General features: G+C 39.7%; 30 protein-coding genes. 20 read left to right on the top strand and 10 right to left on the bottom strand.

All coding sequences use genetic code 11. From position 1 onward, the window contains the following. Positions 1 to 204: 204 nt before the first annotated feature. From pdsR to DK924_RS18810, 5 genes are all read left to right on the top strand, one after another. Entirely contained in the window at positions 205 to 900 is a 696-nt protein-coding gene (gene pdsR / locus DK924_RS01745; RefSeq protein WP_109874194.1) for a proteobacterial dedicated sortase system response regulator, read from the top strand. Further along, positions 894 to 3029 (top strand): proteobacterial dedicated sortase system histidine kinase, encoded by a 2136-nt coding sequence (pdsS, locus tag DK924_RS01740; RefSeq protein WP_109874193.1) that lies wholly within the window; start codon positions 894 to 896, stop codon positions 3027 to 3029. The genes pdsR and pdsS overlap by 7 nt, the downstream gene beginning before the upstream one ends. Before the next feature lie 726 nt (positions 3030 to 3755). Continuing rightward, positions 3756 to 4238 (top strand): hypothetical protein, encoded by a 483-nt coding sequence (locus DK924_RS01735; RefSeq protein WP_054201829.1) that lies wholly within the window; start codon positions 3756 to 3758, stop codon positions 4236 to 4238. Beyond that, positions 4231 to 4434 (top strand): helix-turn-helix transcriptional regulator, encoded by a 204-nt coding sequence (locus DK924_RS01730; protein ID WP_054201830.1) that lies wholly within the window; start codon positions 4231 to 4233, stop codon positions 4432 to 4434. Before DK924_RS01735 ends, DK924_RS01730 begins: the two co-directional genes overlap by 8 nt. A gap of 380 nt (positions 4435 to 4814) precedes the next feature. Further along, positions 4815 to 4946, top strand: a complete 132-nt coding sequence (locus tag DK924_RS18810; protein ID WP_258306396.1) for a hypothetical protein — start codon at positions 4815 to 4817, stop codon at positions 4944 to 4946. Between the two features lie 41 nt (positions 4947 to 4987). On the opposite strand, the gene DK924_RS01725 is transcribed toward DK924_RS18810, so the two are convergent. Continuing rightward, the gene (locus DK924_RS01725) at positions 4988 to 6241 is read right to left on the bottom strand and encodes a multifunctional CCA addition/repair protein (RefSeq protein ID WP_109874192.1); all 1254 of its coding nucleotides are present in this window, start codon (positions 6239 to 6241) and stop codon (positions 4988 to 4990) included. Positions 6242 to 6376: 135 nt separating this feature from the next. On the opposite strand from DK924_RS01725, the gene DK924_RS01720 reads away from it, so the two are divergent. Then, positions 6377 to 6595 carry a hypothetical protein gene (locus DK924_RS01720; protein WP_076918363.1) on the top strand — a complete coding sequence of 73 codons (219 nt, stop codon included), beginning with the start codon at positions 6377 to 6379 and terminating at the stop codon, positions 6593 to 6595. A gap of 5 nt (positions 6596 to 6600) precedes the next feature. Here DK924_RS01720 and DK924_RS01715 read toward each other — a convergent pair whose 3' ends face one another. From DK924_RS01715 to DK924_RS01695, 5 genes are read right to left on the bottom strand one after another with little or no spacing between them, the layout of a single operon-like run. After that, on the bottom strand, positions 6601 to 7752 hold the full coding sequence (locus DK924_RS01715; protein WP_054201832.1) for a murein transglycosylase domain-containing protein: 1152 nt from the start codon (positions 7750 to 7752) through the stop codon (positions 6601 to 6603). A 35-nt stretch (positions 7753 to 7787) separates the two neighbouring features. Then, a complete protein-coding gene (locus tag DK924_RS01710; RefSeq protein WP_010387662.1) occupies positions 7788 to 8288 on the bottom strand; it encodes a DUF1543 domain-containing protein in 501 nt (166 codons plus the stop codon). Positions 8289 to 8309: 21 nt separating this feature from the next. Further along, entirely contained in the window at positions 8310 to 9659 is a 1350-nt protein-coding gene (locus tag DK924_RS01705; protein ID WP_054201833.1) for a sigma 54-interacting transcriptional regulator, read from the bottom strand. A 2-nt stretch (positions 9660 to 9661) separates the two neighbouring features. Further along, positions 9662 to 10195, bottom strand: coding sequence for a hypothetical protein (locus DK924_RS01700; protein ID WP_109874191.1), 534 nt, complete (start codon positions 10193 to 10195; stop codon positions 9662 to 9664). Between the two features lies 1 nt (position 10196). Further along, complete coding sequence (locus DK924_RS01695) at positions 10197 to 11651, bottom strand: HAMP domain-containing sensor histidine kinase (protein ID WP_109874190.1); 1455 nt, start codon at positions 11649 to 11651, stop codon at positions 10197 to 10199. 304 nt (positions 11652 to 11955) lie between these two features. On the opposite strand from DK924_RS01695, the gene DK924_RS01690 reads away from it, so the two are divergent. From DK924_RS01690 to DK924_RS01675, 4 genes are all read left to right on the top strand, one after another. Then, positions 11956 to 12189, top strand: coding sequence for an EF-hand domain-containing protein (locus DK924_RS01690; RefSeq protein ID WP_055012984.1), 234 nt, complete (start codon positions 11956 to 11958; stop codon positions 12187 to 12189). Positions 12190 to 12201: 12 nt separating this feature from the next. After that, positions 12202 to 12429: a hypothetical protein gene (locus DK924_RS01685; RefSeq protein WP_008111149.1), complete on the top strand. Its 228-nt coding sequence runs from the start codon at positions 12202 to 12204 to the stop codon at positions 12427 to 12429. Positions 12430 to 12585: 156 nt separating this feature from the next. Next, positions 12586 to 12822, top strand: coding sequence for an EF-hand domain-containing protein (locus DK924_RS01680; RefSeq protein ID WP_010387655.1), 237 nt, complete (start codon positions 12586 to 12588; stop codon positions 12820 to 12822). Positions 12823 to 12830: 8 nt separating this feature from the next. Beyond that, positions 12831 to 13067 carry a calcium-binding protein gene (locus tag DK924_RS01675; RefSeq protein WP_109874189.1) on the top strand — a complete coding sequence of 79 codons (237 nt, stop codon included), beginning with the start codon at positions 12831 to 12833 and terminating at the stop codon, positions 13065 to 13067. Between the two features lie 10 nt (positions 13068 to 13077). Here the strand turns inward: DK924_RS01675 and DK924_RS01670 are convergent, their stop codons facing one another. Then, on the bottom strand, positions 13078 to 13569 hold the full coding sequence (locus DK924_RS01670; RefSeq protein WP_109874188.1) for an energy transducer TonB: 492 nt from the start codon (positions 13567 to 13569) through the stop codon (positions 13078 to 13080). 165 nt (positions 13570 to 13734) lie between these two features. On the opposite strand from DK924_RS01670, the gene DK924_RS01665 reads away from it, so the two are divergent. Then, a complete protein-coding gene (locus tag DK924_RS01665) occupies positions 13735 to 15423 on the top strand; it encodes an amidohydrolase (protein WP_109874187.1) in 1689 nt (562 codons plus the stop codon). A 25-nt stretch (positions 15424 to 15448) separates the two neighbouring features. On the opposite strand, the gene DK924_RS01660 is transcribed toward DK924_RS01665, so the two are convergent. Next, positions 15449 to 15685, bottom strand: coding sequence for a YgjV family protein (locus DK924_RS01660; RefSeq protein WP_010387650.1), 237 nt, complete (start codon positions 15683 to 15685; stop codon positions 15449 to 15451). A 274-nt stretch (positions 15686 to 15959) separates the two neighbouring features. Here DK924_RS01660 and DK924_RS01655 point away from each other — a divergent pair, with 274 nt between their 5' ends. Next, entirely contained in the window at positions 15960 to 16616 is a 657-nt protein-coding gene (locus DK924_RS01655; protein WP_008111159.1) for a Crp/Fnr family transcriptional regulator, read from the top strand. A 49-nt stretch (positions 16617 to 16665) separates the two neighbouring features. On the opposite strand, the gene DK924_RS01650 is transcribed toward DK924_RS01655, so the two are convergent. Both DK924_RS01650 and pepB read right to left on the bottom strand, forming a co-directional pair. Continuing rightward, positions 16666 to 17232 (bottom strand): phosphoribosyltransferase, encoded by a 567-nt coding sequence (locus tag DK924_RS01650; RefSeq protein WP_010387648.1) that lies wholly within the window; start codon positions 17230 to 17232, stop codon positions 16666 to 16668. A gap of 174 nt (positions 17233 to 17406) precedes the next feature. After that, on the bottom strand, positions 17407 to 18705 hold the full coding sequence (pepB, locus tag DK924_RS01645) for an aminopeptidase PepB (protein ID WP_109874186.1): 1299 nt from the start codon (positions 18703 to 18705) through the stop codon (positions 17407 to 17409). Positions 18706 to 18849: 144 nt separating this feature from the next. Here pepB and sfsA point away from each other — a divergent pair, with 144 nt between their 5' ends. The 8 genes from sfsA (at position 18850) to DK924_RS01605 (ending at position 25241) form a co-directional block, all read left to right on the top strand. Further along, the gene (gene sfsA / locus DK924_RS01640; protein ID WP_109874185.1) at positions 18850 to 19569 is read left to right on the top strand and encodes a DNA/RNA nuclease SfsA; all 720 of its coding nucleotides are present in this window, start codon (positions 18850 to 18852) and stop codon (positions 19567 to 19569) included. 280 nt (positions 19570 to 19849) lie between these two features. Beyond that, positions 19850 to 20293, top strand: a complete 444-nt coding sequence (dksA, locus tag DK924_RS01635; protein WP_008111170.1) for an RNA polymerase-binding protein DksA — start codon at positions 19850 to 19852, stop codon at positions 20291 to 20293. 12 nt (positions 20294 to 20305) lie between these two features. Next, positions 20306 to 21202: a tRNA glutamyl-Q(34) synthetase GluQRS gene (gene gluQRS / locus DK924_RS01630; RefSeq protein WP_054201843.1), complete on the top strand. Its 897-nt coding sequence runs from the start codon at positions 20306 to 20308 to the stop codon at positions 21200 to 21202. A 305-nt stretch (positions 21203 to 21507) separates the two neighbouring features. Then, complete coding sequence (gene pcnB / locus DK924_RS01625) at positions 21508 to 22806, top strand: polynucleotide adenylyltransferase PcnB (protein ID WP_010387640.1); 1299 nt, start codon at positions 21508 to 21510, stop codon at positions 22804 to 22806. Positions 22807 to 22809: 3 nt separating this feature from the next. Next, complete coding sequence (gene folK, locus DK924_RS01620; protein ID WP_109874184.1) at positions 22810 to 23295, top strand: 2-amino-4-hydroxy-6-hydroxymethyldihydropteridine diphosphokinase; 486 nt, start codon at positions 22810 to 22812, stop codon at positions 23293 to 23295. Between the two features lie 30 nt (positions 23296 to 23325). Beyond that, positions 23326 to 24120 (top strand): 3-methyl-2-oxobutanoate hydroxymethyltransferase, encoded by a 795-nt coding sequence (gene panB, locus DK924_RS01615; RefSeq protein ID WP_054201846.1) that lies wholly within the window; start codon positions 23326 to 23328, stop codon positions 24118 to 24120. Beyond that, positions 24120 to 24968 (top strand): pantoate--beta-alanine ligase, encoded by an 849-nt coding sequence (gene panC, locus DK924_RS01610; protein ID WP_055012979.1) that lies wholly within the window; start codon positions 24120 to 24122, stop codon positions 24966 to 24968. The genes panB and panC overlap by 1 nt, the downstream gene beginning before the upstream one ends. A gap of 30 nt (positions 24969 to 24998) precedes the next feature. Further along, positions 24999 to 25241 carry a hypothetical protein gene (locus tag DK924_RS01605; protein WP_010387636.1) on the top strand — a complete coding sequence of 81 codons (243 nt, stop codon included), beginning with the start codon at positions 24999 to 25001 and terminating at the stop codon, positions 25239 to 25241. Positions 25242 to 25266: the final 25 nt, after the last annotated feature.

Raw genomic sequence — 25266 nt, 5'->3', positions numbered from 1 at the left:
ATGGTTGGCAAGCTATTGGTTGGCACTTGCGTTGTATTGGTAATTTCAATAGCTTTATTAAAACACCATGAAGTGGCAATAAAGGGGAGTAAAAATGGCAAACTGCTGAGCAATTGTGGCAAAAAAATGGCAATTGTGTTTTTAACCGTACTTAGCGCAAAAACTTCGCTATAGTGCGCCTAAGTCAATATGAGTAATTAAAAAATGAAAAAAATAGCTATCGTTGAAGATGAAACTGCCATTCGCGAAAACTACATAGAAATGCTAAGCGCTCAAGGCTATCAGGTAAGTGGTTATGAAAACCGCCCTCAAGCAGAAGTAGCTTTTAAAGAAGCACTCCCCGATTTAGCCATTGTTGATATTGGCTTAGGCCATGAAATAGATGGCGGCTTTTTACTGTGCCAAACTTTGCGTTCACTTTCTAAAACCTTACCAATTATTTTTTTAACCGCTCGCGACAGCGAAATAGACACCGTATGCGGCCTGCGCATGGGCGCCGATGACTACTTAACCAAAGATATTAGCTTAGCGCATTTAGCCGCGCGTATTGGTGCGCTATTTCGCCGAATGGAAGCATTAGAGCAACCCGCCGATGCCAATGCATTAATAACTCGTGGTCAACTAACACTCGATACGCAACGCATGCAGGTGCTTTGGCAGCAACAATTGGTTGATTTAACCGTAACTGAGTTTTGGATGCTGCATTCACTCGCCCAACGACCTGGCCACGTTAAAAGCCGTAATGAGTTAATGAGCGATGCTAAAATTTATGTAGATGACAGCACCATTACCTCGCATGTAAAACGCATTCGCAAAAAGTTTATAGCACTCGATAGCCAGTTTGACTGCATTGATACCGTGTATGGCATGGGTTACAGGTGGGAGCAACCCACATGCTAAGATTTGGCCTACGCAGTAAATTTATTTTACTTTCGTGCTTTTTGTTTTTGTTGCCATGGTTAGGCTACGAGTACGTATGGGAAATGGAAAAGTTTTTACGCCAAGGCCAAGAAAAAACGCTAGTAGGTACTACACGCGCACTGGCAACGGCCCTGCACGAACGCCCCGCTTTATTTGACGAACAAACCAACTTTTTAGATCAAGTTGTAAAAGGCCGCGATCTCTATGCTTATAATTTAAAGAGTCCAATTCAACTAGATGGCAAACTCAACGACTGGGACGCTTACCAATCGCTATTTTGGCTTTATGACAAACGCTACTTACAAACAGCCAATGATAACCATCAACTGAGCAACTTATCATTTAGCCACATGGTAGGTAAGTTTGATAATTACTTATATGCTGTATTTAAAGTCACAGATGACACTGTAATTTACCGTGCTAAAAACAGCCTCAGCATTACCAATAATGACTATGTAAAAATTGGCCTAAAAAACCCTGATGGACAATTTAATACTTATATTATTGCTCCGCGCCAAGATGGCTGGGTCAACGCATTTGATGCCAACAGTAAAATGCCTTTTACTAAAATTCAGGGTTTCTTTAAACAAACTGAAACAGGTTACAACCTTGAGCTGCGCTTTCCTTTGAGTATGCTTGGCAATAAACTGGGATTTGCCATTGCTGATGTTGATAGTAAACAACCAAAACAATCCCCTAGTATTATGTCTACATCGAACTTAAATAACCCAAATGATTTAGGCTCGGTACTGGTGCCCTCCCCTGAAATAAACCGTATATTAAAAGGCATGGGCCACAGCGGCAGTCGCATATGGGTGGTCGATAATCATCACCGTGTATTAGCGCAATCGGGCAGTATTCAAAATGCCGATGGCGTATGGGCCGATGGGCTAAAAAATCAAGCGCCAAAAACTGCGTGGCAGCGCTTTGAACAGGCCTATTTACATCCTTTGTATTATAAAATTTTAACCCGTCCTGAAGATGAATTTATAGATACCTTACACGATGTAGCTTCAATGCAAGGCGCTCATTTAGCCAAAGCACTGAAAGGTCAACCGGCCTCGTCGTGGCGGCTCACTCCCGATAACAAAGCGGTGATATTATCGGCTGCGTATCCTATTTGGATTGAGGATAAGGTGATTGGGGCAGTTATAGCTGAAGAAACCACCAATGGCGTGCGTACACTGCGTAATAAATCGCTGGAAAAACTATTTAATGTGATTTTAGCGGTCATGTTAATTGGCACAGTCACTTTGTTCTTTTTTGCTTCGCGTATATCGAGCCGTATTAGACGACTACGAGACACAGCAGAGCAAGCCATTGATGCGCAAGGACGAGTAACAGGTCATATAAATTACAGCGATGCCAATGACGAAATTGGCGACCTGTCGCGTAGCTTTTCAAATATAGTGAGCCGACTTGGTGGCTATACCGATTATTTAGAAAATATGTCGTCGCGCTTATCTCACGAGCTGCGCACACCGGTTGCGGTTGTCCGTTCATCTCTTGAAAACTTACAAAGCTTGCAGCAAAGTGAACTGAGTCAAAAATACCTTGAACGTGCTAGCGAAGGAGTTGAGCGCTTAGGAAAAATAATTACCACCATGAGCGAGGCAACCCGCCTTGAGCAAAGTATTCAAAGCAATGAGCCAGAGCAGTTTGATTTACAAAAAGTAATTAGTGGCTGTATGCAGGGCTACCAACTTACTTATCCTAACCAGTTATTTACACTCAACATTTGCCAAAGCACACTATTGATGCAAGGTGCCCCTGAATTTATAGCGCAACTGCTCGATAAGCTAATTAATAATGCCTTGGAATTTAGTGAAGCTAACACAGCAATTGAAGTCAGCCTTAAGCAAAATGAAAACAAAGCAACCTTAACGGTAAGTAATACAGGTACCTTATTGCCTGAGGGACTTACTGAACATATTTTTGATTCTATGGTATCGGTGCGCAGCCAACAAATGCAGCAACAACCGCATTTAGGTTTAGGGCTTTATATTGTCAGACTGGTGTGTGATTACCACAAAGGTACAGTAACGGCGCACAATAATGAGCAAGGTAATGGGGTGGTATTTACTGTGAGTTTACCGTTAGCAAATTAGTTAAATGATTTTTTAGTCTTAATTAGTTTTAGCTTGATTTAGCGGGGCTGGCTAATAAGATTAAATTAAATCTAAGAGCCTAATACCTACCGATTAAAAACATTAGTAAAGCAACGAGCAAAGCAGAAAAATAGTGAGTTAAACGGGCATAAAAACGTAACACATTATTTTACAAAAGTTTAATGACAGTACTAGTTGATAACTTTTAAAATTAAGTAAATATGACCAATGTATAAAATTACAAATACATACCCTATAGATATCAAACGATTTAGTACCCATACACCATACAAAAACTTACCATAAAAATAAGTACTCTCTTAACTTGGTATTAAATAGTGCAAAAGATGAAAAAGCAAAGACTGACCGTACACTTTAAAGCTTACCATATGTACTTTACCTACCTCCCCTTAAACGCATACCAGTAGAATAGATGATATCTTCGCTTGAGCAGGAATATTTTGGTGTGGTAGATGAGAAAGGCTGATTTGGCTTGCCAAAAAATTAAATCGAGTTTGCGTTTTTACTGGCTGAATTAGTTTAATACTGAATCAATAATCACTTAATCCAAGTAAAAAATAAAAAAAGGTTGCCTTTATGTAACCTTTGGGTATCATTGATACCTGAAGGTTACATATGGTGTGTTTAGGTATCACATGAAAACCTTAAGTGGAGTAAACACAACGCGACATTATTTGGTCGTCACTAAAAAGGGATATACAACAGATGGCAAAATCAATATCAGTACTACCAGAACAAGAACAGCAATATTTAACAATTACTGGAAAAGCCAGTATTGCTCTAGCGTTTTTCTTGTTAGCAGAGCTGCTTTCAACAGTAATCAGCAAAACCGATTCAGTTATATATTTGCTAGTAGATTTAACTTTATTTGCGAGTTTTATCTATTTTCTTGTGTTAGGTACTAAATCCATGAAGTTTGCTAAGCACATATCAAAACTAGGTTTCTGGACATATAAATTTAACGACGAGTATGTGGATTATGTTAGTTCGCTCAGCCTGCGCGCTACATGTCACATTATGGTAATTGGCGGAGCATTTCTCGCATATAGTGGCGACAGTAAGTGGTTTGTGGAATTAATAGCCCCTTTCAACCCCACAGATGCACTTCAAGTATTGCTTTGCCTAGCAGCATCTACACATGGCACATTAATTTTGTGGCAACTTGGCAAGGAAGAGCTTTATGAATGAAGATTTAGATAATCATATTCACAAACTTCGATTACAGCATAAAATATCTCAGCAAGAGTTAGCGGATGCCATAGGCGTTTCTAGAAAAACTATTAGTACAGTAGAAACCGGGCGTTTTACACCGTCGGTGGTTATTGCACTAAAAATAGCGGCTTATTTCGCTATTTCTGTAGAGCAAATATTTACTTTAAAATAATCTTCCTGGCTCTACAGACTTTGAAGATGCTCTCAACAACAGTAAATAGCTATGAGTTAGGTGCTTTTAATAGAAAAAAGCCTTTAAATATTGCTCCCTTACCATCCTTAAATAAACCGCAACAAATGTCGAGCTCATTTAAGGATGGTAAGAAACAGCTACAGATTTTCCTTAAATAGCTTATTAGATTCTACGATATTAATCTAACAATGAGCTTTTGAATGTTATCCAACTCTTTTTTTGGGAGTTTAATGATTGTTTTGTCGTTGCTTTAAAGGTATGAGCAACTGCGATTTAATTAATTGTAATCATTCACTTTTAATTAAGTCGGGTTCACATACTCTGGCGCTATATTAACTCATTCAGCAGTAGGATTTGCCGTGTTGCCATCACTTGAACGAGAAGAACTCGACTTTATTTTTAGTTTATATAAATCAGATAAAAACGCTGAGCCTGAAGCAACTAAACCACAACACTCAGGTAAAAGACCTTCAAAAAGTACCACTTCTTAAGGTATAAGGCGTATCTCGGTACTTAATTTAATCTTCACTAATTAGCTTACCGTACTTGGCTCATCGCTTAAAAACGCTTTAATGCAGTCTATTTCTGCCTGTTTGACCGTTTCGCCTATTTCGGGGCCCTTTTTGCCGCTTTTAAGCGCGTCTTGCACTATCTGTTTTTTATCCATTTTTTGTAGTTCATTGTGAATAGCACGTAATTTAGCGGCTTGTGGATAGGGCTTATCCACCAACGTTTCGCCTCGTCCTTGTGCATCACACTGGCAGGCTTGAGTAAAGGCAATAAAACGCTCTGGATGCACTAGCGCATTTAAATTAGTGACGATTAATTTATGAATAGTTTGCGGTCTTAACTGTTCAAGCGTGTGGCAAAGGGTATGGTTATCACTGGTAAGCACGCCTATATCACGAAAGCGATTAGGCACTTTTAAACGTTCACAAAAGGCCTCAACTACAGCAACCCCTTCACGTTCATGGCCGCGTAAATTACCGCGTTTTTTATAGCTTAGTGCTTTACCAAAATCATGGGTTAAGGCGGCAAACCGCGTTTCTAGGTTAAAGCCTAAATCGGCTGCTCGTCTAAGCACTAGCATAGTATGGACAAACACATCGCCCTCGGGATGATGATTTGCCGGCTGCGGGGTGTTTTTCATCTGTTCTATTTCAGGAAAAATACCTAACCCATCTAATGCTTGGAAATAAAGCTCAGGGTGTTTTTCGCCAAGCGCTTTTTCTGTTTCAAGCCAGACTCGCTCTGGTACTAGATGTTCCAACTCGCCTTTATTTTTAAGCTCATGCATTAATGCAGTAGTACTTGGATGAATAGACCAGTCGCTACCATAACGCGCTAAAAAGCGAGCAATACGCAATACCCGAACAGGGTCTTCTACAAATGCTTGAGTGGTGTGACGCAGTATTTTATTTTTTAAATCAGCTTGACCATTAAATGGATCAATAATAGTGCCGTTTTCGTCTAGCGCCATAGAGTTAATGGTTAAATCTCGGCGTGCTAAATCTTCTTCAAGGGTTACGTTTGGGCTGGCATCCACCACAAAGCCGGTATAACCTTTACCACTTTTACGCTCAGTGCGCCCTAGTGCATATTCTTCTTTAGTGTTTGGGTGTAAGTAAACCGGAAAATCGCTGCCAATGGGTAAAAATCCGAGTGCTTCCATTGTCTCTGGCGTTTCACCAATAACAACATAGTCATTATCTTTTGATTGTATGTTTAGCAGTTTATCTCGCACTGCTCCACCCACTAGGTAAACTTGCTTTAAACTCTGTTGCACTTTATTCCCAACCACTACTTTTAAGCTTTTCTTTGATGTTAATCATACCTAATAGTCATTAAAAAATCTGTGTTGTTTGCCAAGCTTTATTAAGCTCATTACAATAGCGCATTATTTTTTAATACCTAACAGCGAATGAAAAACCACTCAGCAAAAAAAGAACTTATGTTACTGCCCATCCTTTTGGTGGTTATTATTATGTGTGTTGCAGGGCATTTCTTGCTACAGGCTAATTTTCAAGATAGCCATTTGGTTGAGTATTTGTTAGCTGCAATTCCATTTGCTATGTTTGGCTTAGTAATAATAGCCTTTAAAATGGCAGCCAAAAGTGAACAACAAGAAAATGATGAGTAAATAAGTTACTGATAGTTTTTTTCTGCTTTAGTGACTTTGTATAAATAGCGTCTTGATTCCGCACGTGAGTGCTTAGTGGTGAGAATATTATAAAACTGGCTTGCAGTAAGCTGATTTATTTGTGAAAACGCCACACTTCTATTTTTATTAAATATGCGCAGAACATTACCCGCCCCGCCGTTATAAGACGAGATCATGGCAAAGTGCTTACTTTTGTCGGTACTAATTTTGTTTAGATAGTTATTTTTTAAAATACTTAAATAGGCGCTGCCAATATCAATATTATATTTTGGATTAAACAATACTGCTTTGGTTGGTTGCCCAGGTACTTTTTTTATTTTTTGGTATACATCGCGCCCTGCGGTAGCCGGGATCACTTGCATTAATCCATAGGCATTAGATGAACTTACCGCATGTGGATTAAAGCTACTTTCGGTTTCAATAATGGCATAAATAAGGGCTGCTGATATTTGATATTTTTTTGCAGCCGCAAGCACATAGTCACTGTATTTTTGTTTTCTTAAATGGGCATTTTGCTCGACTAAATCAAAACTAACCGACGAAATAACGTGCCCATATTGACGTTGCTTTTTTAAGTTATTATTTACTAAATAACGCGCAAATCGATTAGCACGCCAGCTATATTTTATGGGTAACTTATCTTGATCGAGCACTTGTTGGTATAAAAACGGCTCGCCTTCTAAAATGGGCGCTTCGCTGGTAAAAATATCGGTTTTATCGGGATCGCTAGAGGTCAGTAAGGTCATAACAATAGCCTGCTGTAACAAGCTTATTGTATTTTTTAACGCGATGGTTTCTACTTTTACAGTGCCTTGCTCAAAATCAATAATGGCACGAGCTTGGTAATCATTACTGTATTTTACGTATTTTTTGGCACTAGGTTGCTGAGTGTTTTGTTTACCCCACTTGCGCCCAACAACGCTTTCTAATGCGGCTAAAAGCTGTTTTACGCTACCAACCTGTGCCTTAATAGAACGGTGTGTTTTTTGTGCTTGCTTGTGAATTGCAACTACGTCAGTAGGATCGTTTTTTACTTGCTTTACCAGTTTATTTAAATCAACAACGGGCGGTAAACCCGACAGTGATTTACAGCCACTTAAGCCAACTAGCAAAAGTATAAACGCATACTTTTTCACACAACATCCTAATAAACTTAATAAATCCTCATTTATTATAATACATGATAACCAAACCAGTCAGGTTTAATTGTTTGTGCTTGACCACTTGGGGTTAGTTTAATATTAAGCTGGCTATCGAGTAAGTCGATAGCAAAGCAATCATCAACGTCATGTAAATCATCTTTATGTAGATGGCTAAGCCCTGCGAGTAAATCATTTTTAGCGCGCTGTTTTGCTTCTTCACTACTGCTGGCAACATACAAAGCAAAGTCGTGTTGCTCTGCTAATGAGTCGCTTCTGTAAGCACCTAAGTTAACAAAATAAAGCTGCTTATTTTGCTCTACATAACTATCAACTACCTCGACTTTATAACCATCAATGTGATTAACCGCCATGTAGCTATCCATGTGTACGCTATTTTTGTCGCCTACCCACTGACTTTTAAGCTTGCTATAAGTTTGCTCAATGTTTTGACCTACCACAAAACGTACGTCATGCATTTCTATGTGGCAACCTTGAATACGCCCACCTAAATACACCATAAATAACTGCATGCTCACTTCCTTTTTTAAAAATTACATTAAGCTATCTACGTCAATTTCATGCTTTTTAATCAGCTTATAAAAATCAGAACGATTACGCTTGGCAAGCTTGGCACCTTCGGCCACATTACCCCCTGCCATTTTCAGGGTATTGATAACGTAATCTCGCTCAAACTCTTTTTTAGCGTCGTTAAGCGAAAGTGGCTCAACGTTATTTTCATTGCTATTTAACGCACTAAGCACTAAATGTTCAGATATAACGTCACTTGGTGTTAAGGCAACCACCTGCTCCACCACATTTTGTAATTGACGAATATTACCAGGCCAATCATACCTTACCAATGCATGCATGGCATCGTTTGCAAAACGTTTTTCTTTTTGCTCCATACGTTTTGCAATATTAGCGCTAAAAAAATTAGCTAATAAGCTAATATCTTCACGGCGCTCTCGCAGCGGAGGAAGTTTGAGGTTTACTACGTTTAAACGATAATATAAATCTTCTCTAAACTCTTGATTGCTAATAGCTTCAGGCAGGTTTTTATGGGTCGCTGAAACAATTCGCACATTAATGGGGATTTCTTCTTGAAAACCGACTGGGCGAATGGTTTTTTCTTGCAGCACGCGTAATAACTTAACTTGTAAATTTAGCGGCATATCACCAATTTCATCTAGAAATAAGGTCCCCCCTTGTGCTTGCTGAAACAGGCCTTGGTGATCTTTTACCGCTCCTGTGAATGCGCCTTTTTTGTGACCAAATAACTCCGACTCTAATAACTCTCCAGGGACTGCACCACAGTTAATAGCCACAAACGGGCCATCACTAACATGGCTGTGCTGATGAATTGCCTGTGCAAGCAGCTCCTTACCCGTACCACTAGCACCAGAGATAAGTACATTTACCTGAGTAGGGCCTAGTAATTTAACTTGCTCTAGCAAATGCAGCATAGCGCCACTGCGAGTAACAATATTGCTTTGCGGAGTAATATCATCATTATTCACCCCATGTATTTCTATGGCTTTAGCTAAGCTATCGAACAGCTCATCTTTATCAACTGGCTTAGTAATAAAGGCAAAAATACCTTGCTTAGTCGCCTCTACCGCATCAGGAATTGAACCATGAGCCGTCATCATAATTACAGGTAGTGCTGGGTAGCGGCTTTGCAATTGTCGGTGCAGTGCCATTCCATCCATTTCATCCATTCTTAAATCGGTGATCACCGCATCAAATACTTGGCTTTTAAGTATTTGTAATGCATTCATGCCACTATCACAGGTTGTTACTTCATAACCTTTTGATTGAATTCGAATTGCCAGTAACTGCAGTAAGCTGGCATCGTCATCAACGAGTAACACTTTAGCGCTTGATGGAAGTGTGACTGACATAGTTACTGCTCCTTGGTTTCTTCACGTAATAAAAGTTGCTTTTCAATTGCAGCTAATGACGATAAGGTTTTTTGCATTTCAGCGTTTAATGCTTGTTGTTGTTTTTTTGCATTTATTTGCATTAATACCTGCTGCTTTTGCAGCCATAAATAGTGTTTTATATCGTCTGGCCAATAGTAAGCCTGATCTAGCTTAAGCAATTGACTCATAACAGTATCAGGGTCGCGACTAAGGTTAACGCATGCGGTATTAAAAAATGCCTTAAGTGCTTGCTCCCCTAGGTAAGTTTTATTGTCAGGCGTTAATTTAAAGCCACCACACTGATGGGCATGCCATGCGATAACTTGCGCTGCGGGCGGATACATAAGATCTAGTTTTGGCCGCGGCTTTGGATTGGGCTGGTTGCTTTTATTATCGGGCTGAGTTTGAGCTATTAGCTCAGGTTTAGCTGGTGTTTGAGTGTTTGTTAATTCACACCCAGATAAAAAAACGAGACTGCTGGTTAGCCATAAAATAGCCATTAAACGCGCAGACATATTATTTAACTCCTTTATTTTTATAGGGGATGACAATGTTAAATCGACAGCCTTGCGGCTCATTATGCTCAATAGTTAACTTACCCTGTAACTGTTCAACCGACTCTTTTACTATGGTAAGGCCTAAACCACTGCCTTGAAGACTAATCTCTTTACTGTGTTTACCTTGATAAAAAGCGCCAAAAACATATTCTTTTTCATGCTCTTTAATACCACAGCCCTCATCAGCGACCTGTATAATTAAGCTATTACTTTCTAAACTTAAGCTAATCGACACTGCTTGATTTGATTGGGAAAACTTTAAACCATTAGAGATTAACTGAATTAAAATCATTTCAATTAATTCTCTCGGTAAATTAAGTGCAACTGTCGGTAAGCTATTGTGCCAAATAAGCGACTGCTCTCGTGCATTTAACCTATGTTCAAAATGATTACTTACCTTTTTTATTAGCTGGTTAAATTCCACTTCACTAACATTATCTTTACTAGTTCGAATCGCGTTATAGCTTAACAAGCTGTCTATCATAGTGCGTAATCTCACCATAGATTGACTGATTAACCCAAGCACTGCTTTTTGCTCATTATTAATTGGCCCAACAATTTCATCGGCTAATAACTCAGTGCCCTCAACCATAGAGGCCAAAGGCGTTTTTAATTCGTGAGTAACATGGCGTAAAAACGTATCTTTTTGCTGCTCTAGCATATGCAATTGCGCTTGCACCCACTGCAACTTGTTACCTAGTTCAATGAGTTCAGCTGATCCCTGCACTGATATTTTTTGCTGCCAATCTCCTTGGCCTAATTTATCAATAACGGAGGTTAAACCTTTTAAACGGCCACTTATCCGCCATAAAAACCCACCGCCAACAAGTAAGGTTAAAGGCGTAAGTGCCACTAACCAGTTTATAAAGGAGGCTTGTAAATTTGTCAGTTTAATTTGGTTTTGAGTGATTTTGGCTTCATTGGTTTCGCGCAACCACATTGTTAGATCTGCCAGTATTTCACTAATTGGCACAAACAACTCTGCTTGCTCACGAGCTTCAACCACCAGTTTGGTATGCGCTGCTTTTAGCGTATCTGTTAACCGTTGCCATTGTTGAGTACTTTGTTGGCTGCTAGAAAGCTGTTTAAGCTCATTTATATTGTCCAGCGATGACTGCCATTTATCCACGATAAGTTTATCGAGTGAATCGCTTTTTAAAACCCAGTTTTGCCTTGTTGCCCTTTCTAAACTATTGAGCTCTTGTTTAAGTGCATTAAACGACTTGGTTACTTGATAGTTATTACTGACAATTTGCTGTGTGACCGCTAATTGTTTATTTAATACATTTAAAAATACAATAACCACAATAGACAAAGGCAAAAGTGACAACAGCATACTCATTACAAACTGGCCAATCAAATTAGGACGCCAGTTTACCAATGCTTTATATTTTTCAGCCATGATTGCAGGCATACACTAATCCTTTACTACTTTTAAGCGCTCTATTATTAAGCGCTCAACTTATACACTCGCTGAACCAAATACATTTTTGAGAGCAAAAACGTTGCAATGTCGCATAATTGCGACAAGTTAAACACTTGATTTAAAAATAGTAAAAAATTCTAACTAAGAAAATGTTGCATAAAACACACAACCGTCGGTAAATATTACTCATTAAAAACAAGTTAAAAAATTAAACCATTGATTTTTAATAAAAATTAAAGCTGGCACTATAATTGTAATACGCTTATAAATATTAATTTTTAAAGGCCAAGGAATGACTAAAGGTTATTTAAAATCTACTGCCTTAATAGCGTTATGTTTAACGAGTAGCCATATATTTGCGCTTGATGTGAATACAGCATTTTACAGCCTAGATAAAGACAGCAACGGTACATTAAGCGAAGCAGAGGCAGGCGAAGATGCATTACTGCATGAGAATTTTGCACAAATAGACAAGAATGAAGACGGACAACTATCGTTCGATGAATTTAAACAGTTTGTAAAATAAAGGAGTATATTTATGAAACAATTAATTGGTGCTTTTTCGCTACTATTTTTAGCTATTAGCGCGACGGCATTGGCATCGTCGTTAAATGTACGTTTTATGCATTTAGATAAAAATATGGACGGCCAAATATCGCTCACTGAGGCCAAACAAGATAAGCAGCTGCTTAAGCAGTTTACTGATTTAGACAAAGACAATAACGAGATGATTTCTAAAAAAGAGTTCGAAAACTTTAAACCTTAAGTTTAGATTCAAGTTAAGTTTTATATTATAGAGTTAAAAGCATTTGCCATAATCCCTGAGGGAGTGTGTAAACGGATTTAATGTTGGGAGTTAAATTATGGCAAGTGCTTTCTTTCAATACTGCCAGCAATTAAAATACACCTTGGAACGCCAACTATGAGAATACTGCTTCCCTTTATTGGTGCTTTACTTTTTATCAGCCAAAGTGCATTCGCACTTGATGTAAAGCAACGCTTTGACCACTTGGACAAAAATAATGATGGATATTTAACCCATAGCGAGCTTGCTGCTCAGCCTCAGCTATTAAACTCATTTTCAAATTGGGATGAAAATCAAGATAACAGAATTTCTTTAACTGAGTTTAAAAACTACTTAACCACTAACCTGTACTGAGCATTTATATGAAGCCTTTTCATAATATTATTTTACTAACACTGACTGTTTTTAGCTGTATGAGTTTTGCAACAAGCAGTTATATTGCCGAAAAGTTTGAAAAACTTGACCGCAACCAAGATGGCTTTTTGACTCGTTCTGAAGCTGCCAGTGATCCAGCTTTATGGTCACGTTTTGGTAGTTATGACCGTGATAAAGACGCACAATTGTCACTAAGTGAATACACCTTGTACGCCAGTAAATAAAGAAAATATATTATAAAGTACGTTTATATACTTTTCCTTTTACCAAAAATTTTTCTTCGGTGGGGGGGCAGTTTTTCAAATATTTTTTACTAACGTCTTTAGATTCAAGCATAAAATCCATTCTAATGTGCGTAAGAATGGGTTGTTTATTTTTATTATTTTCAGCCGGAAGCCATTTCCATAAATTGAGGGATTTTGCGGCTGCTTTATCAAATAGCTTTTGAGGGTATGAAGAAAGTATTTTATAGCCTTGCGCCTTTCCTTCCTGATTAATCATAGTTACGAGCTCAACACACCCTGCAAGCCCTTTTTTAGCAGCTTCAATGGGGTATAAAGGCTCCACTCTTTTAAAAATATTCCAGTAATCTTTTCCCGAATCACGAAGTTCTGCGCTTGACAAATCAATATAGTCTATTTTTTCAACACCCTTATTCTCAGGTGATGTTGCACTACATGCGCAGAGAAGTAATGTTAACGGAATTGTGAGGTAAAGTGGTTTCATAGCGTTTCCTTATGCTTGAAAGTTAAGTTTAAATTTTTAATTTTTTAAACGGTCACTGTTTAACCTACTATAGGTACGCTATTACATCAATAAAAAATCGCTATATTGGTATTCTAAATTTGAGTTTGCTAATGTGATAGTACAAAAAATAACAACATGCCTCTTATGCAACTGAAAAAACTAATAAAACCGATATTGCTAGCAAGCCTTTGTGCCGTCACTAGCGTGGCAATAGCACAAACTCAAGTCATTTATAATGCTAATGGCTACTCACCTTTGTATAAAGGAAAAATGCGCCATGGCGAAGTAAACACGTTTACGACCTTGGTCATAAAAGATGGTAAAGTAGTTAAAACAGGTCCAGACAGCTTGAAAAATAGCTTTCCTGGTGCAACCCTAATTGACGCGAAAGGCAAAACTCTACTCCCAGGACTCATTGATGCGCATGGACATGTCATCGGGCTAGGTAATAATTTGTCGCAACTTGATGTGCGCGGTGCAAAGTCGGTAGATGAAGTAACCGCTAAACTCAAGGAATTTGCCAAAGGTAAAGAAGGTTGGATCATTGGTCGAGGCTGGAACCAAGAGCTATGGTCAAATACTCGCTTTCCTACGGCCACTGACTTAGACAAAGTCGTTAACGATCGCCCTGTTATTTTATCGCGAGTAGATGGTCACGCCATTTGGGTTAACTCAAAAGCATTAGAACTTGCCAATATTAACGCTGACACACCAGCCCCAGCTGGCGGAGAAATTATAAAAGGTGAGTTTGGTAAACCTACCGGCATTTTTATTGATAAAGCAGAAACCTTAATTACTCAACATATGCCTGTAACGTCTGCACAATCGGTCAGTAATGCATTAGATGCCGCAGGTAAACACTTACTAAGCCTAGGCATTACCTCAACTCATGATGCAGGTATTGATAAAACCACATGGCAAGTTTACAAACAACGCACCGAGTTAGGCACATTACCGCTTAGAATTGTAGCGATGTTAAGTGCAGCAAGCCCAGATTTAAACATGATGCTTAAAGCCGGTCGTTATCAAGATGCGCAGGACTTTTTATCTATCCGCAGTGTAAAAATTTATGCTGATGGGGCATTAGGGTCACGTGGTGCTGCACTTATTGAAGAATACGCTGATAGAGCCAACCATTTTGGCCTTATGCTTGAAACCCAACAAAAGCTAGAGCAATTATTTACCCTGACTTTTAAAAATGGTTTTAGCGCTAACACACATGCAATTGGCGATAGAGCAAATAAAATTGTGCTAGATGCCTATCAAAATGTATTTAAACAAACCGGTGGCATACTACTGCGCAATCGTATGGAGCATGCACAAATAGTCTCGCCAGAGGATATCCCGCGCTTTAAAACCCTGAAAATAATTCCATCTATGCAACCTGTGCATGCCACATCAGACATGCATATGGCTGAGCAGCGTTTAACCGACAAACAATTACAAGGCGCTTATGCTTGGCAAACATTTTTAGACCAAGGTTCAACGATTGCGGCGGGGTCTGATTACCCTGTCGAACTAGCGAACCCATTTGATGGTTTATATTCTGCGATAACGCGCATGGATCATAATCAACTGCCTGAAAACGGTTGGCGCGCCAGTGAGGTATTGAGCAGAGAAGATGCATTACGTGCGTTTACCCTTGGCGGCGCGTATGCAGCGCATCAAGAGTTTAAAGTAGGTAGTTTAGAGCAAGGTAAATGGGCTGACTTTATATTGGTTGATCAAGACTACTTTAAAGTGCCTATTGAGCAGCTTTATAAAACTCAGGTATTGCAAACGTGGATAGCAGGTAAATTACGTTACCAAAAAGATTCAACAAAGCCTGAGTAAAAACAAAAAAGGGTTAACTTAAAAGTTAACCCTTTTTTGTATCAGCCCTAGACTGACGATATAACTTAATAATGTGATATATATTGACCAGAGCTAACAAGCCATTAGTAAATGCCACCGGTACAGAACCGATTGCTGTACCGTAAAAAGTAAACGCAATACAGCCCAATAAATTAAACCAACGCAGTTTGGTTACATCGGTCATGGTCAAAGAAATAACTAGTAAAACGGATGCTAAATAACCTAAATATTCCCAACTCAATTGTTCTCTCCTAGGCTTTAGGTTAATATTACTAGCTAAATTTTAGTACATTATTAAAAACTGCTGCTTAGTAGTTTAAATAAAAAAGCTAACTTACCAATAAAACCTTAAAATATACTGGTTTTACCCACAATTTTTTAATCATTACACGGTAGAATGAAGGTCATTTAACGCCATTAAATAACGGCGTGGGTAAGTTAGCGTAAATTCTTAATCTTAATGCTATCGTCATTAAGGTGTAATAAATAGGACAATTGTCCGAAGAGCATGATTGATGTTTCAATACCATTTTTCCAGTTACCTTGTTGAACAGCTGCTGACATTTGCCGGCAGTAGTTATCAGCAATCAAAAAAAGAAATATTAATACAGCAAGACCAACCACTCACCAAGCTGGTATTGGTGCGAAGTGGTACTGTATCGTTTAGTTACGATGTAGGAAATGGCCGACGCCTACTACTTGGCCAGCTCGACTGTAACAACACCTTGATTGGCGAAATTGAAGCACTGAATAATAACCCGTGTATTTACACAGTAACTTGCTTCAGTGATGTCACGTATAATCTTATTGAGCTAAAGCATTGGCGCTCATTATTGCTCGATAAACCAGAACTGAGCCTATACACAGCGCAAACCATTGCAGCTAAGTTTCAAGAAAATCAAAAGATTAACTTAGATAAACTGTTACTTCCCTTAAGCTACAACATTGCTAAAGACTGTTTATTGCGTGCGGAGAATAACAACCCCACTTTATTGCGTGCTTATCCTACGGTAAATGCAGAAGCAGAGCGCTTTGCAACCACTGAACGTGCATACCGACGGGTAGTGAGTGAGTTAGTAGAAAAAAACCTAGTGCAACGAAGCACTCAAGGGCTGCAAGCTGTCGATATTCCTAAACTCAGTGACTATGTAGATAGCTTTGCACAGCTTTAAAGACAATAAAAAAGGCCATTAAGGCCTTTTTTATTGAGCAAAATCACGTTTATTTTTCAAGTAAAATATCGTGAATTTTAGCTAGATCAGATTTGCCTTCAATAATTTCATCCGGCGTTAACCCTGATAATTCATGCGGGAATACTAACCATTCTTCAGACTCATGAATGTAGTAATCTGGCACTGTATCTACTTTTGAGTTTTTTGGCTTGTAGTATGGACAAGCAATACGAATATCACTCGGTAAGTTTAAGCGCATTAGTTCAGAAAGCTTCTCTTTTAGCGCCACAATACTTCGACCTGAGTCAAACACATCATCCACAATCAATAATGAATCACCCGCATTCGCGTTTTCAACAATGTAGTGTAAACCATGTACTTTGATTTCTTTTGATTGCTTGCCAATACCGTAATAAGACGACGTACGCACCGCAATATGATCGGTCTCTATGCCTTTGTAATCATAATATTCTTGAACTGCGATCCCGATTGGAGCACCACCGCGCCATATACCAATAATAAAATCTGGACGAAAGCCATCTTTATACACTTGTGCCGCTACGCGGAATGAATCTTCAAGTAATTGTTGAGCCGTGATATAGCACTTTTCTGACATAGTAAGGATCCCAGTGGTATGTATAATATTTGAGCGAGGTTTAAATAAAATAGATGCTCAAACACGTATTGGCGAAGGATTTTACCGTAAATAAAACAAAATTGCTTGTATGGCGGATAAAAAAATAGGCACCTTAAGGTACCTATTTTTTACTAATTGCTTAATCTGAATTGATTAGGCCTTTTCAAGCAAGGTGCGCGCTACTGTACGCATACCTTGGGTAGTTGCACCTGAAGCCCACTGACTAGTGCCACCACCCATATTAAATGCAGCCGCTAAATCAATGTGTACCCAACCTTTGCCATCGTTTGGCACAAAGCGAGATAAGAAACCTGCTGCATTTGAAGCACCACCATAACCACCGCCTTTTTGTGCACGGCTGTTTGCTGTATCTGCATACGGTGATGGGCAGTTTTGTTGATGCCACTTTTCAAGCGGTAATGGCCAAGCGGCTTCCATTTCTTGTGATGCAAAGTCTTCTACTTCACGCACTAGCTCTTTATCAAGGCCAAATAACGCGTTGTATTCTTGACCAACGGCAACAAGGGCTGCGCCCGTCAATGTTGCTGCATCAATAATAAGTGGTGCACCTGTCTCACCTGCCGCCATTAGGCCATCAGCTAATACTAAACGACCTTCAGCATCCGTGTTTACAATTTCAACGCTTGTGCCATTTTTGTAGGTAAGAATGTCACCTAGTTTGTATGCATGACCGGAAATTAAGTTCTCTGCACAACATAAAAACAGCTTAATACGCTTTTCTACGCCACGGTTAATGGCCAATGCTAAACCTGCGGTAACTGTTGCCGCTCCGCCCATGTCGCATTTCATGCCTAACATGCCTTCGCTAGACTTAATTGAGTAACCACCTGAGTCAAACGTAATACCTTTACCTACAAGTGCAGCGCTTACTGGTGCGTTATCATCGCCAGTCGGATTGTAATCAAGCTCAAGTAACACTGGTGGGCGTTCACTACCACGACCTACAGCATGAATACCAATCCATTGCTGCTCTAATAGCGCATCGCCTTTTATTATTTGGTAGCTAACATGTTCTGGTGCCAGTGATTGAATAAATTCAGCCGCTTTTTCTGCTAGGCTCTCTGGGTAAATGTCATCGGCGGTGCCGTTAACCATTTCACGTGCCCACGTTGCTGAAGCTTTTAAATCAGCAAGTTCTTTTAAATCAGATTGTGCATTATCAACAAACTCAACACCGTTCAGTACTTTTGGTGATACAAATCCTTGGTAAAATGCCCATTGGCTCTCTGTACACCAAACATCGCCTTCAAGCACAACACTTTTAATGCCTTGGCTGGCAATAGTACGACCTGCTTTTTGCACGTTTTTTAATGTTTCTTGCTCAGATAAATGAACCGTTGCGCCGTGTTCGTTAAAAGATAGTGACGCACTTTCGCCCCAGTGTCCTGGTGCCGATTGCTCGCTTAATTGAACAACAAATTTTTCACTCATGTTAGAATATCCTTGCACTTAAATGTGTGGTTGAGTTTACTATAGCGCGCTTAAGTTCCCAACTGCTTGCGGTAAATAACCTCAAATAGCCCGTAAAGTCTTATTTTACTTAACCTGAACCCTGGTTATATAAGGAAGTCATTAATGAAGTACACCCCGCCATTACAATCTGCTACGTTATTAAAACGTTACAAACGCTTTTTAGCTGATTTAGAGCTCAGTGATGGCAGCACTTTTACCGCTCACTGTGCTAATACAGGTAAAATGACGGGCTGCGCCGATGCCGGTTTTAATGCCTTTTATTCCACCAGCAGTAACACCAAACGAAAGTACCCACAGTCATTAGAGCTGACGCAAAATAACTTATCACAACTTATTTGTGTAAATACAGCTGTTGCCAATAAAGTAGTTGAAGAAGCGATTAACGCTGAAGTGATTAAAGAGCTGACAGGCTATCGGCAAGTTCGAAGTGAAGTAAAATATGGCAGTGAAAACAGCCGCATCGACTTTTTACTTACCCACAGCAGTAAAGCCAATTGCTATGTTGAAGTTAAATCAGTCACGCTCCTAAGTGAAGAGCATCCACAAAGCGGGCAAGGTTACTTCCCTGACGCGCAAACAGTTCGTGGGCAAAAGCATATTCGTGAATTAATCGAAATGGTAAAACAAGGGCATCGTGCGGTATTACTATTTGCGGTGCTACATCAAGGGATCACACAAGTGAGTGCCGCGGCGCATATTGATTCAACTTATGCACAATTACTTAGCGAAGCGATTGAGCAAGGCGTAGAAGTATTAGCTTATAAAGCCCGTATTTCTGCCAGTGAAGTAACTTTGGTTGAGAAAGTAGCATTTGTTGAGTAAAAAGAGCGCATTTAAACGTTGGTATTTCGCCACGCCCAAAAAATACTTAACCAAAAAGTAAAAATAAGTTGTTTTTATTGTTATTGCCCATATAACTACGCCAGTTTATAAACCAATACTGTGATAAAAAGTATATACAATACTTTTACTACTTTTATATCACCAAACAGGGTTAAGCTAATTCGATTATTTAAAAATAAATTTGCCTAGGGTATGAGTTTCTGTTATTTATACCGCCGGCTAATGCTGAGGCATTAAATTAAGGATTTAGGAGAGAGTTATGCCAGACCAAAAAAGACATGGTTTATTGGCTCAAGCCGGTTTAGAACCATACCAAGAAAAACCGGGTGAAGAGTACATGAATGATGCACAACGTGCTCATTTTAAAACAATTTTAGAAACTTGGCGTAATGATTTACGTAACGAAGTTGATCGTACCAAATCACACATGCAAGATGAAGCTGCTAACTTTCCTGATCCCGTTGACCGCGCAGCACAAGAAGAAGAGTTCTCATTAGAGCTTCGAACGCGTGACCGCGAGCGCAAATTAATTAAAAAAATTGAAAAAACAATTATATTAATTAAAGAAGACGAATTTGGCTTTTGTGAATCTTGTGGTATTGAAATTGGCATTCGCCGCTTAGAAGCGCGCCCTACTGCTGATTTATGTGTAGATTGTAAAACACTTGCTGAAATTAAAGAAAAGCAATCTGGACGCGGCTAATTAATTATAGCCATGTCTTCTACAGCCGTTACTGCGCAAGTATCTAACTATCGCGGCCGATTTGCACCGTCTCCTTCAGGACCGTTACATTTTGGCTCACTTGTGGCGGCTGTAGGTAGCTACCTTGATGCAAAAGCTAACCAAGGAAAGTGGTTAGTTCGCATTGAAGATATAGACACCACTCGCGTTGTAAAAGGCGCCGCCACCGATATCCTAAATACCTTAGAAGCCTACAACCTCAATTGGGATGAAAACGTTGTGTATCAAACACAGCGTCTTACTATTTACCAAGATGCCGTTCACTCTCTGTCACAACAACAGCTTATTTATGCCTGCCAATGCTCTCGTAAGCAAATAAAAGCCCTCGGCGGTATTTATCAAGGGCAATGTAAACACAGCCAACTAAGTGAGCAAGGTCATGCCCTACGTTTAACTCAATGCCATGCAACCGTTAATTATAAAGACCTTATTCAAGGGCATATTGACGTTGACTCAGCCCTCGCTCATGAAGATTACATAATAAAACGTAGTGACGGTTTATTTGCCTATCAACTCGTGGTGGTGGTTGATGACATTGAGCAAGGGATCAACCGAATTGTACGAGGCGCTGATTTGATCGAGCCGACTGCGCGTCAAATTAGCTTATTTAAACAACTAAATTGCGCTATTCCGGAATTTGCTCATTTGCCTTTGGCAGTAGCAAAACCAGGGTTTAAACTGTCTAAGCAAAATTACGCCCCTGCAATTTGCAAACAAAATCCAAAACCAACTTTAATAGCTGTATTTAAATTTTTAGGCTTGCCAATACATGAGCAACTAATGGATTTAACCTGCGAACAATTACTCGCTTGGGCCGTGACGCATTTTAACTTAAGCCTTGTTCCTGCTAAGCGCGAAATACAGATTTAACCTCCCTTTACGTATTACGTGGAATTAATTCAAATAAAATCGTTAAAAATGGCTTAATTTCAGCGCTGCAACTTAATTTTTTTACCTTGCTGGTATATGATAGCCGCCTAAATATATGCTAATTACATTAAATGGTAAGAATGACGCTTTAAGTGAATACTTGCTGTGATTTTGATTGCAATGGCGAGCCAATCAACCGCTTCTCTAGGAGACAGACTATTATTTCCAAGCTTTTTCAATTTTGTCGACAAATTATCGGCCCAAGTGCCAATAACGAAAATGTCGCAATCAGCAGTGAGCCGTTAGTGATCCCTAGAGGTGAGCATGGTATTTCTCGCAAACAATTTAGCCCAAATGCAATCAAAGTACTCTACCGCCTAAAAGATGGTGGCTATGATGCTTACTTAGTTGGTGGTTGCATTCGCGATGTATTGTTAGGTCAACAACCTAAAGATTTTGATGTTGTAACCAATGCCACTCCTGAGCAAGTAAAAAAACTGTTTCGTAACTGTCGCTTAATTGGTCGTCGCTTTCGTTTAGCGCACATTGTTTTTGGCCGTGAGATTATTGAAGTGGCTACAATGCGCGGCCATCACGAAGCACAAGAAGATAAAAATCAAATTAGTCAGTCAAGTGAGCACGGGCAACTTCTTCGCGATAACGTATTTGGCAGTATTGAAGAAGATGCAGAACGTCGTGATTTTTCAATCAACGCTTTGTACTACTCCATTAATGATTTTTGTGTTTACGATTACGCAAATGGCTTAGCCGCTATCAAAGCAAAACAAATTGAGTTAATTGGCGATCCTGAAACACGCTACCGTGAAGATCCGGTACGTATGCTTCGCGCAGTGCGCTTTGCCACTAAGTTAGATATGCAAATAGCACCAGCAAGCGAAAAACCGATTACCGAATTAGCGAGCTTGCTTGATAATATTCCGCCAGCGCGTTTATTTGAAGAAATACTCAAGCTATTTTTAAACGGCAAAGCACAGCAAAACTTTATAATGCTGCGTCAGTACGGTTTATTTAAATCGTTATTTCCTGAGCTAGACCGTATTTTAGATAAAAAACCAGGCGGACTTGAAGAAACCTTCATAAAGCAGATGTTTGCAAACACCGACATACGTATTAATGCAGATAAGAAAGTAACTCCTGCATTCGTATTTGCAGCATTATTGTGGTTCCCACTGATTGAACGAACTGAAAAAATTCGACGCCAAGAGCAACTTTCAGAATACGATGCATTTGCTCAAGCAATTAATAAAGTACTTAGTGAGAATGCCCAACATATTGCCGTACCAAAACGCTTTACTTTAGGTGCTCGTGATATTTGGCATATTCAACAACGCTTAGATAAACGTGCTGGCCAACGTGCCTATCGTTTAACACAGCAGCCGCGCTTTAAAGCCGCTTATGATTTTTTACTATTGCGTGTTGATGCTGGTGAAACTGAGCATACAGAGCTGGCACAGTGGTGGACACAGTACTTAGGCCAAGATATTAATGGCCAAAAAGAAATGGTGCGAGAGCTTGGTCATCAAGGCGGTCCAAAACCACGTAAGCGACCTCGCCGTCGTACCACAAAAAAGCCTACTGAGTAAATAATGCAACGTGTCTATTTGGGGTTAGGTGCAAACCTTAACAGCCCTATAAAACAACTTGATAACGCTGTTATTGCACTTAAAAGCTTGCCAAGCAGCGAGTTTATAGCCTGCTCGCATTATTATGCGAGCAAGCCTATGGGACCACAAGATCAACCCGATTATGTGAATGCTGTCGCCTGTATTAACACTTCACTTGAGCCAGAGCAACTGCTTGATTTAACCCAAGCCATTGAGCTGGAACATGGACGAGTTAGAAAAGCCGAGCGCTGGGGCGCACGCACATTGGATATTGATATTTTATTATTTGGTGAACACATTTTAAATACCGAACGTTTAACCGTACCTCATTACGGATTAACTGAGCGAGAATTTGTTGTTTACCCACTGCAAGAAATTGCACCAGAACTGATTTTACCTAGCGGCGCATCTATCCAACAGATAGCAAATACCCTACCGCTTAACGACTTACAACAATTACCACGGTAATTAATTAAGGCCATTGTCTGCGAGAATATTATGTCTAAAATAACCGTTTCAACTTTGAATAAAATGAAGGCTGAAAGTAATAAGATCACTGCGTTAACAGCATACGATGCTAGTTTTGCTAAGTTATTTCATGATAACGGCGTTGATGTTGTTTTAGTTGGTGATTCTTTGGGTATGGTATTACAAGGTGGCGACGACACCTTAGCGGTTACAAACCAAGAAATTGCCTACCATACTCGCTGTGTGCGCGCGGGAAGCCGTGACTTATTTGTTATAGCTGACTTACCGTTTATGACCTACGCAAACCCAAGCGACGCATGTAAAAATGCTGCAGAGCTGATGCGTGCTGGTGCTAATATGGTCAAACTTGAAGGCGGTGAATGGCTGTACGACAGTATTAAATCGCTAACCCAACAAGGTATCCCGGTATGTGGCCATTTGGGGCTTACACCGCAATCAGTGCATGTATTCGGTGGTTTTAAAATCCAAGGCCGTGAAGAAGCTCAAGCACAAAAAATTATTGCCGATGCAAAAGCATTAGAAGCGGCAGGCGCACAACTACTGGTGCTTGAATGTATTCCAAGTGCCTTAGCAAAACGCGTTACAGAGTCATTGAGCATCCCTACAATCGGGATTGGTGCCGGTAATGTAACCGATGGCCAAATTTTGGTTATGCATGACTTGGTGGGCATTTCTGCAGGTTATATTCCTAAATTTTCAAAAAACTTTTTACTCGAAACAGGCAATATGCCTGCTGCTGTTAAAAAGTATTGTAACGATGTCAAAAGCGGCGTATTCCCAAGCGCTGAACACGAGTTTAAATAATGCAGTCAATCACTGAAATTAAATCATTACGCAGTCAAGTTAAAGCTTGGCGCCAGGCCGGTTTAAGCGTGGCGCTTGTGCCTACTATGGGTAATCTACACCGTGGTCATTTTTCACTGGTAGAAAAAGCAAAAACACTAGCCGACAAAGTGGTCGTGAGTATTTTTGTTAACCCAATGCAATTTGGCGCTAACGAAGATTTAGACAGCTATCCGCGTACTCTAGATGCTGATAAACAAGGGTTAGCCGATCTTGAAACAGATATTTTGTTTATCCCCAGTGTAGAAACTATTTACCCTAATGGTTTAGGCGCGCAAAGCTTTGTTGATGTGCCTGGTATTTCAATGGGGTATTGTGGCGGTTCACGCCCAGGTCACTTTAAAGGCGTAGCAACTGTTGTTACTAAGCTATTTAATTTAGTACAACCTGATTACGCTTGCTTTGGTGAAAAAGACTTTCAGCAGCTACAAGTTGTTAAAACTATGGCCACTGATTTATCGATACCAGTAGAAATTATTGGTGTACCCACCATGCGTGAAGTTAGCGGCCTTGCCATGAGCTCTCGTAATGGGTATTTATCAACTGAGGAAAGACAAACCGCTCCTGTTTTATTTAACACCTTAAAACACTGTGCGCAGCAACTAAAAAACGGTAATAAAGACTTTGCCACACTGGAAAGTGAAGCGAAGAGCGCATTAGAAGACGCAGGCCTAAAACCAGATTATTTTTCGATAGCTCAACGAGATACATTAAAAGCTGCTACACTCGAAGATACACGATTTGTAATTTTAGCTGCCGCCTTTTTAGGTAGTGTTAGATTAATCGACAATATTCAGGTTGAAGTTTAATACTGGTGTGGCCTCATTTTAAGGATAAGCATGAAAACTTTTATTAAAACTAGCCTCGTGGCTTTTTCGTTTGCAGTTGTTGCTGGCTGCCAGAGCCAGGCGGGTAATCCAGCACTTAATCAATGTGCTCAACAAAGTTATCAATGTGAAACCAGCTGTGAGCAGCAAACAACCACCGATAGTCTTAAATCGCAGGTTTGCTCATCAAAATGTATTGAGGCTTACAATCAATGCAAAGTGCAAGCTGAAAACTTAGGTAAAGCAACGAACTAAATAATTTTAAGTAAAACAAAAAAAA

This window comes from Pseudoalteromonas sp. meg-B1, from assembly GCF_003173795.1.
Lineage (GTDB): Bacteria > Pseudomonadota > Gammaproteobacteria > Enterobacterales > Alteromonadaceae > Pseudoalteromonas > Pseudoalteromonas undina.
Note: the sequence above shows the minus strand (reverse complement) of the source record. Positions and strands in the feature narration are given on the sequence as shown.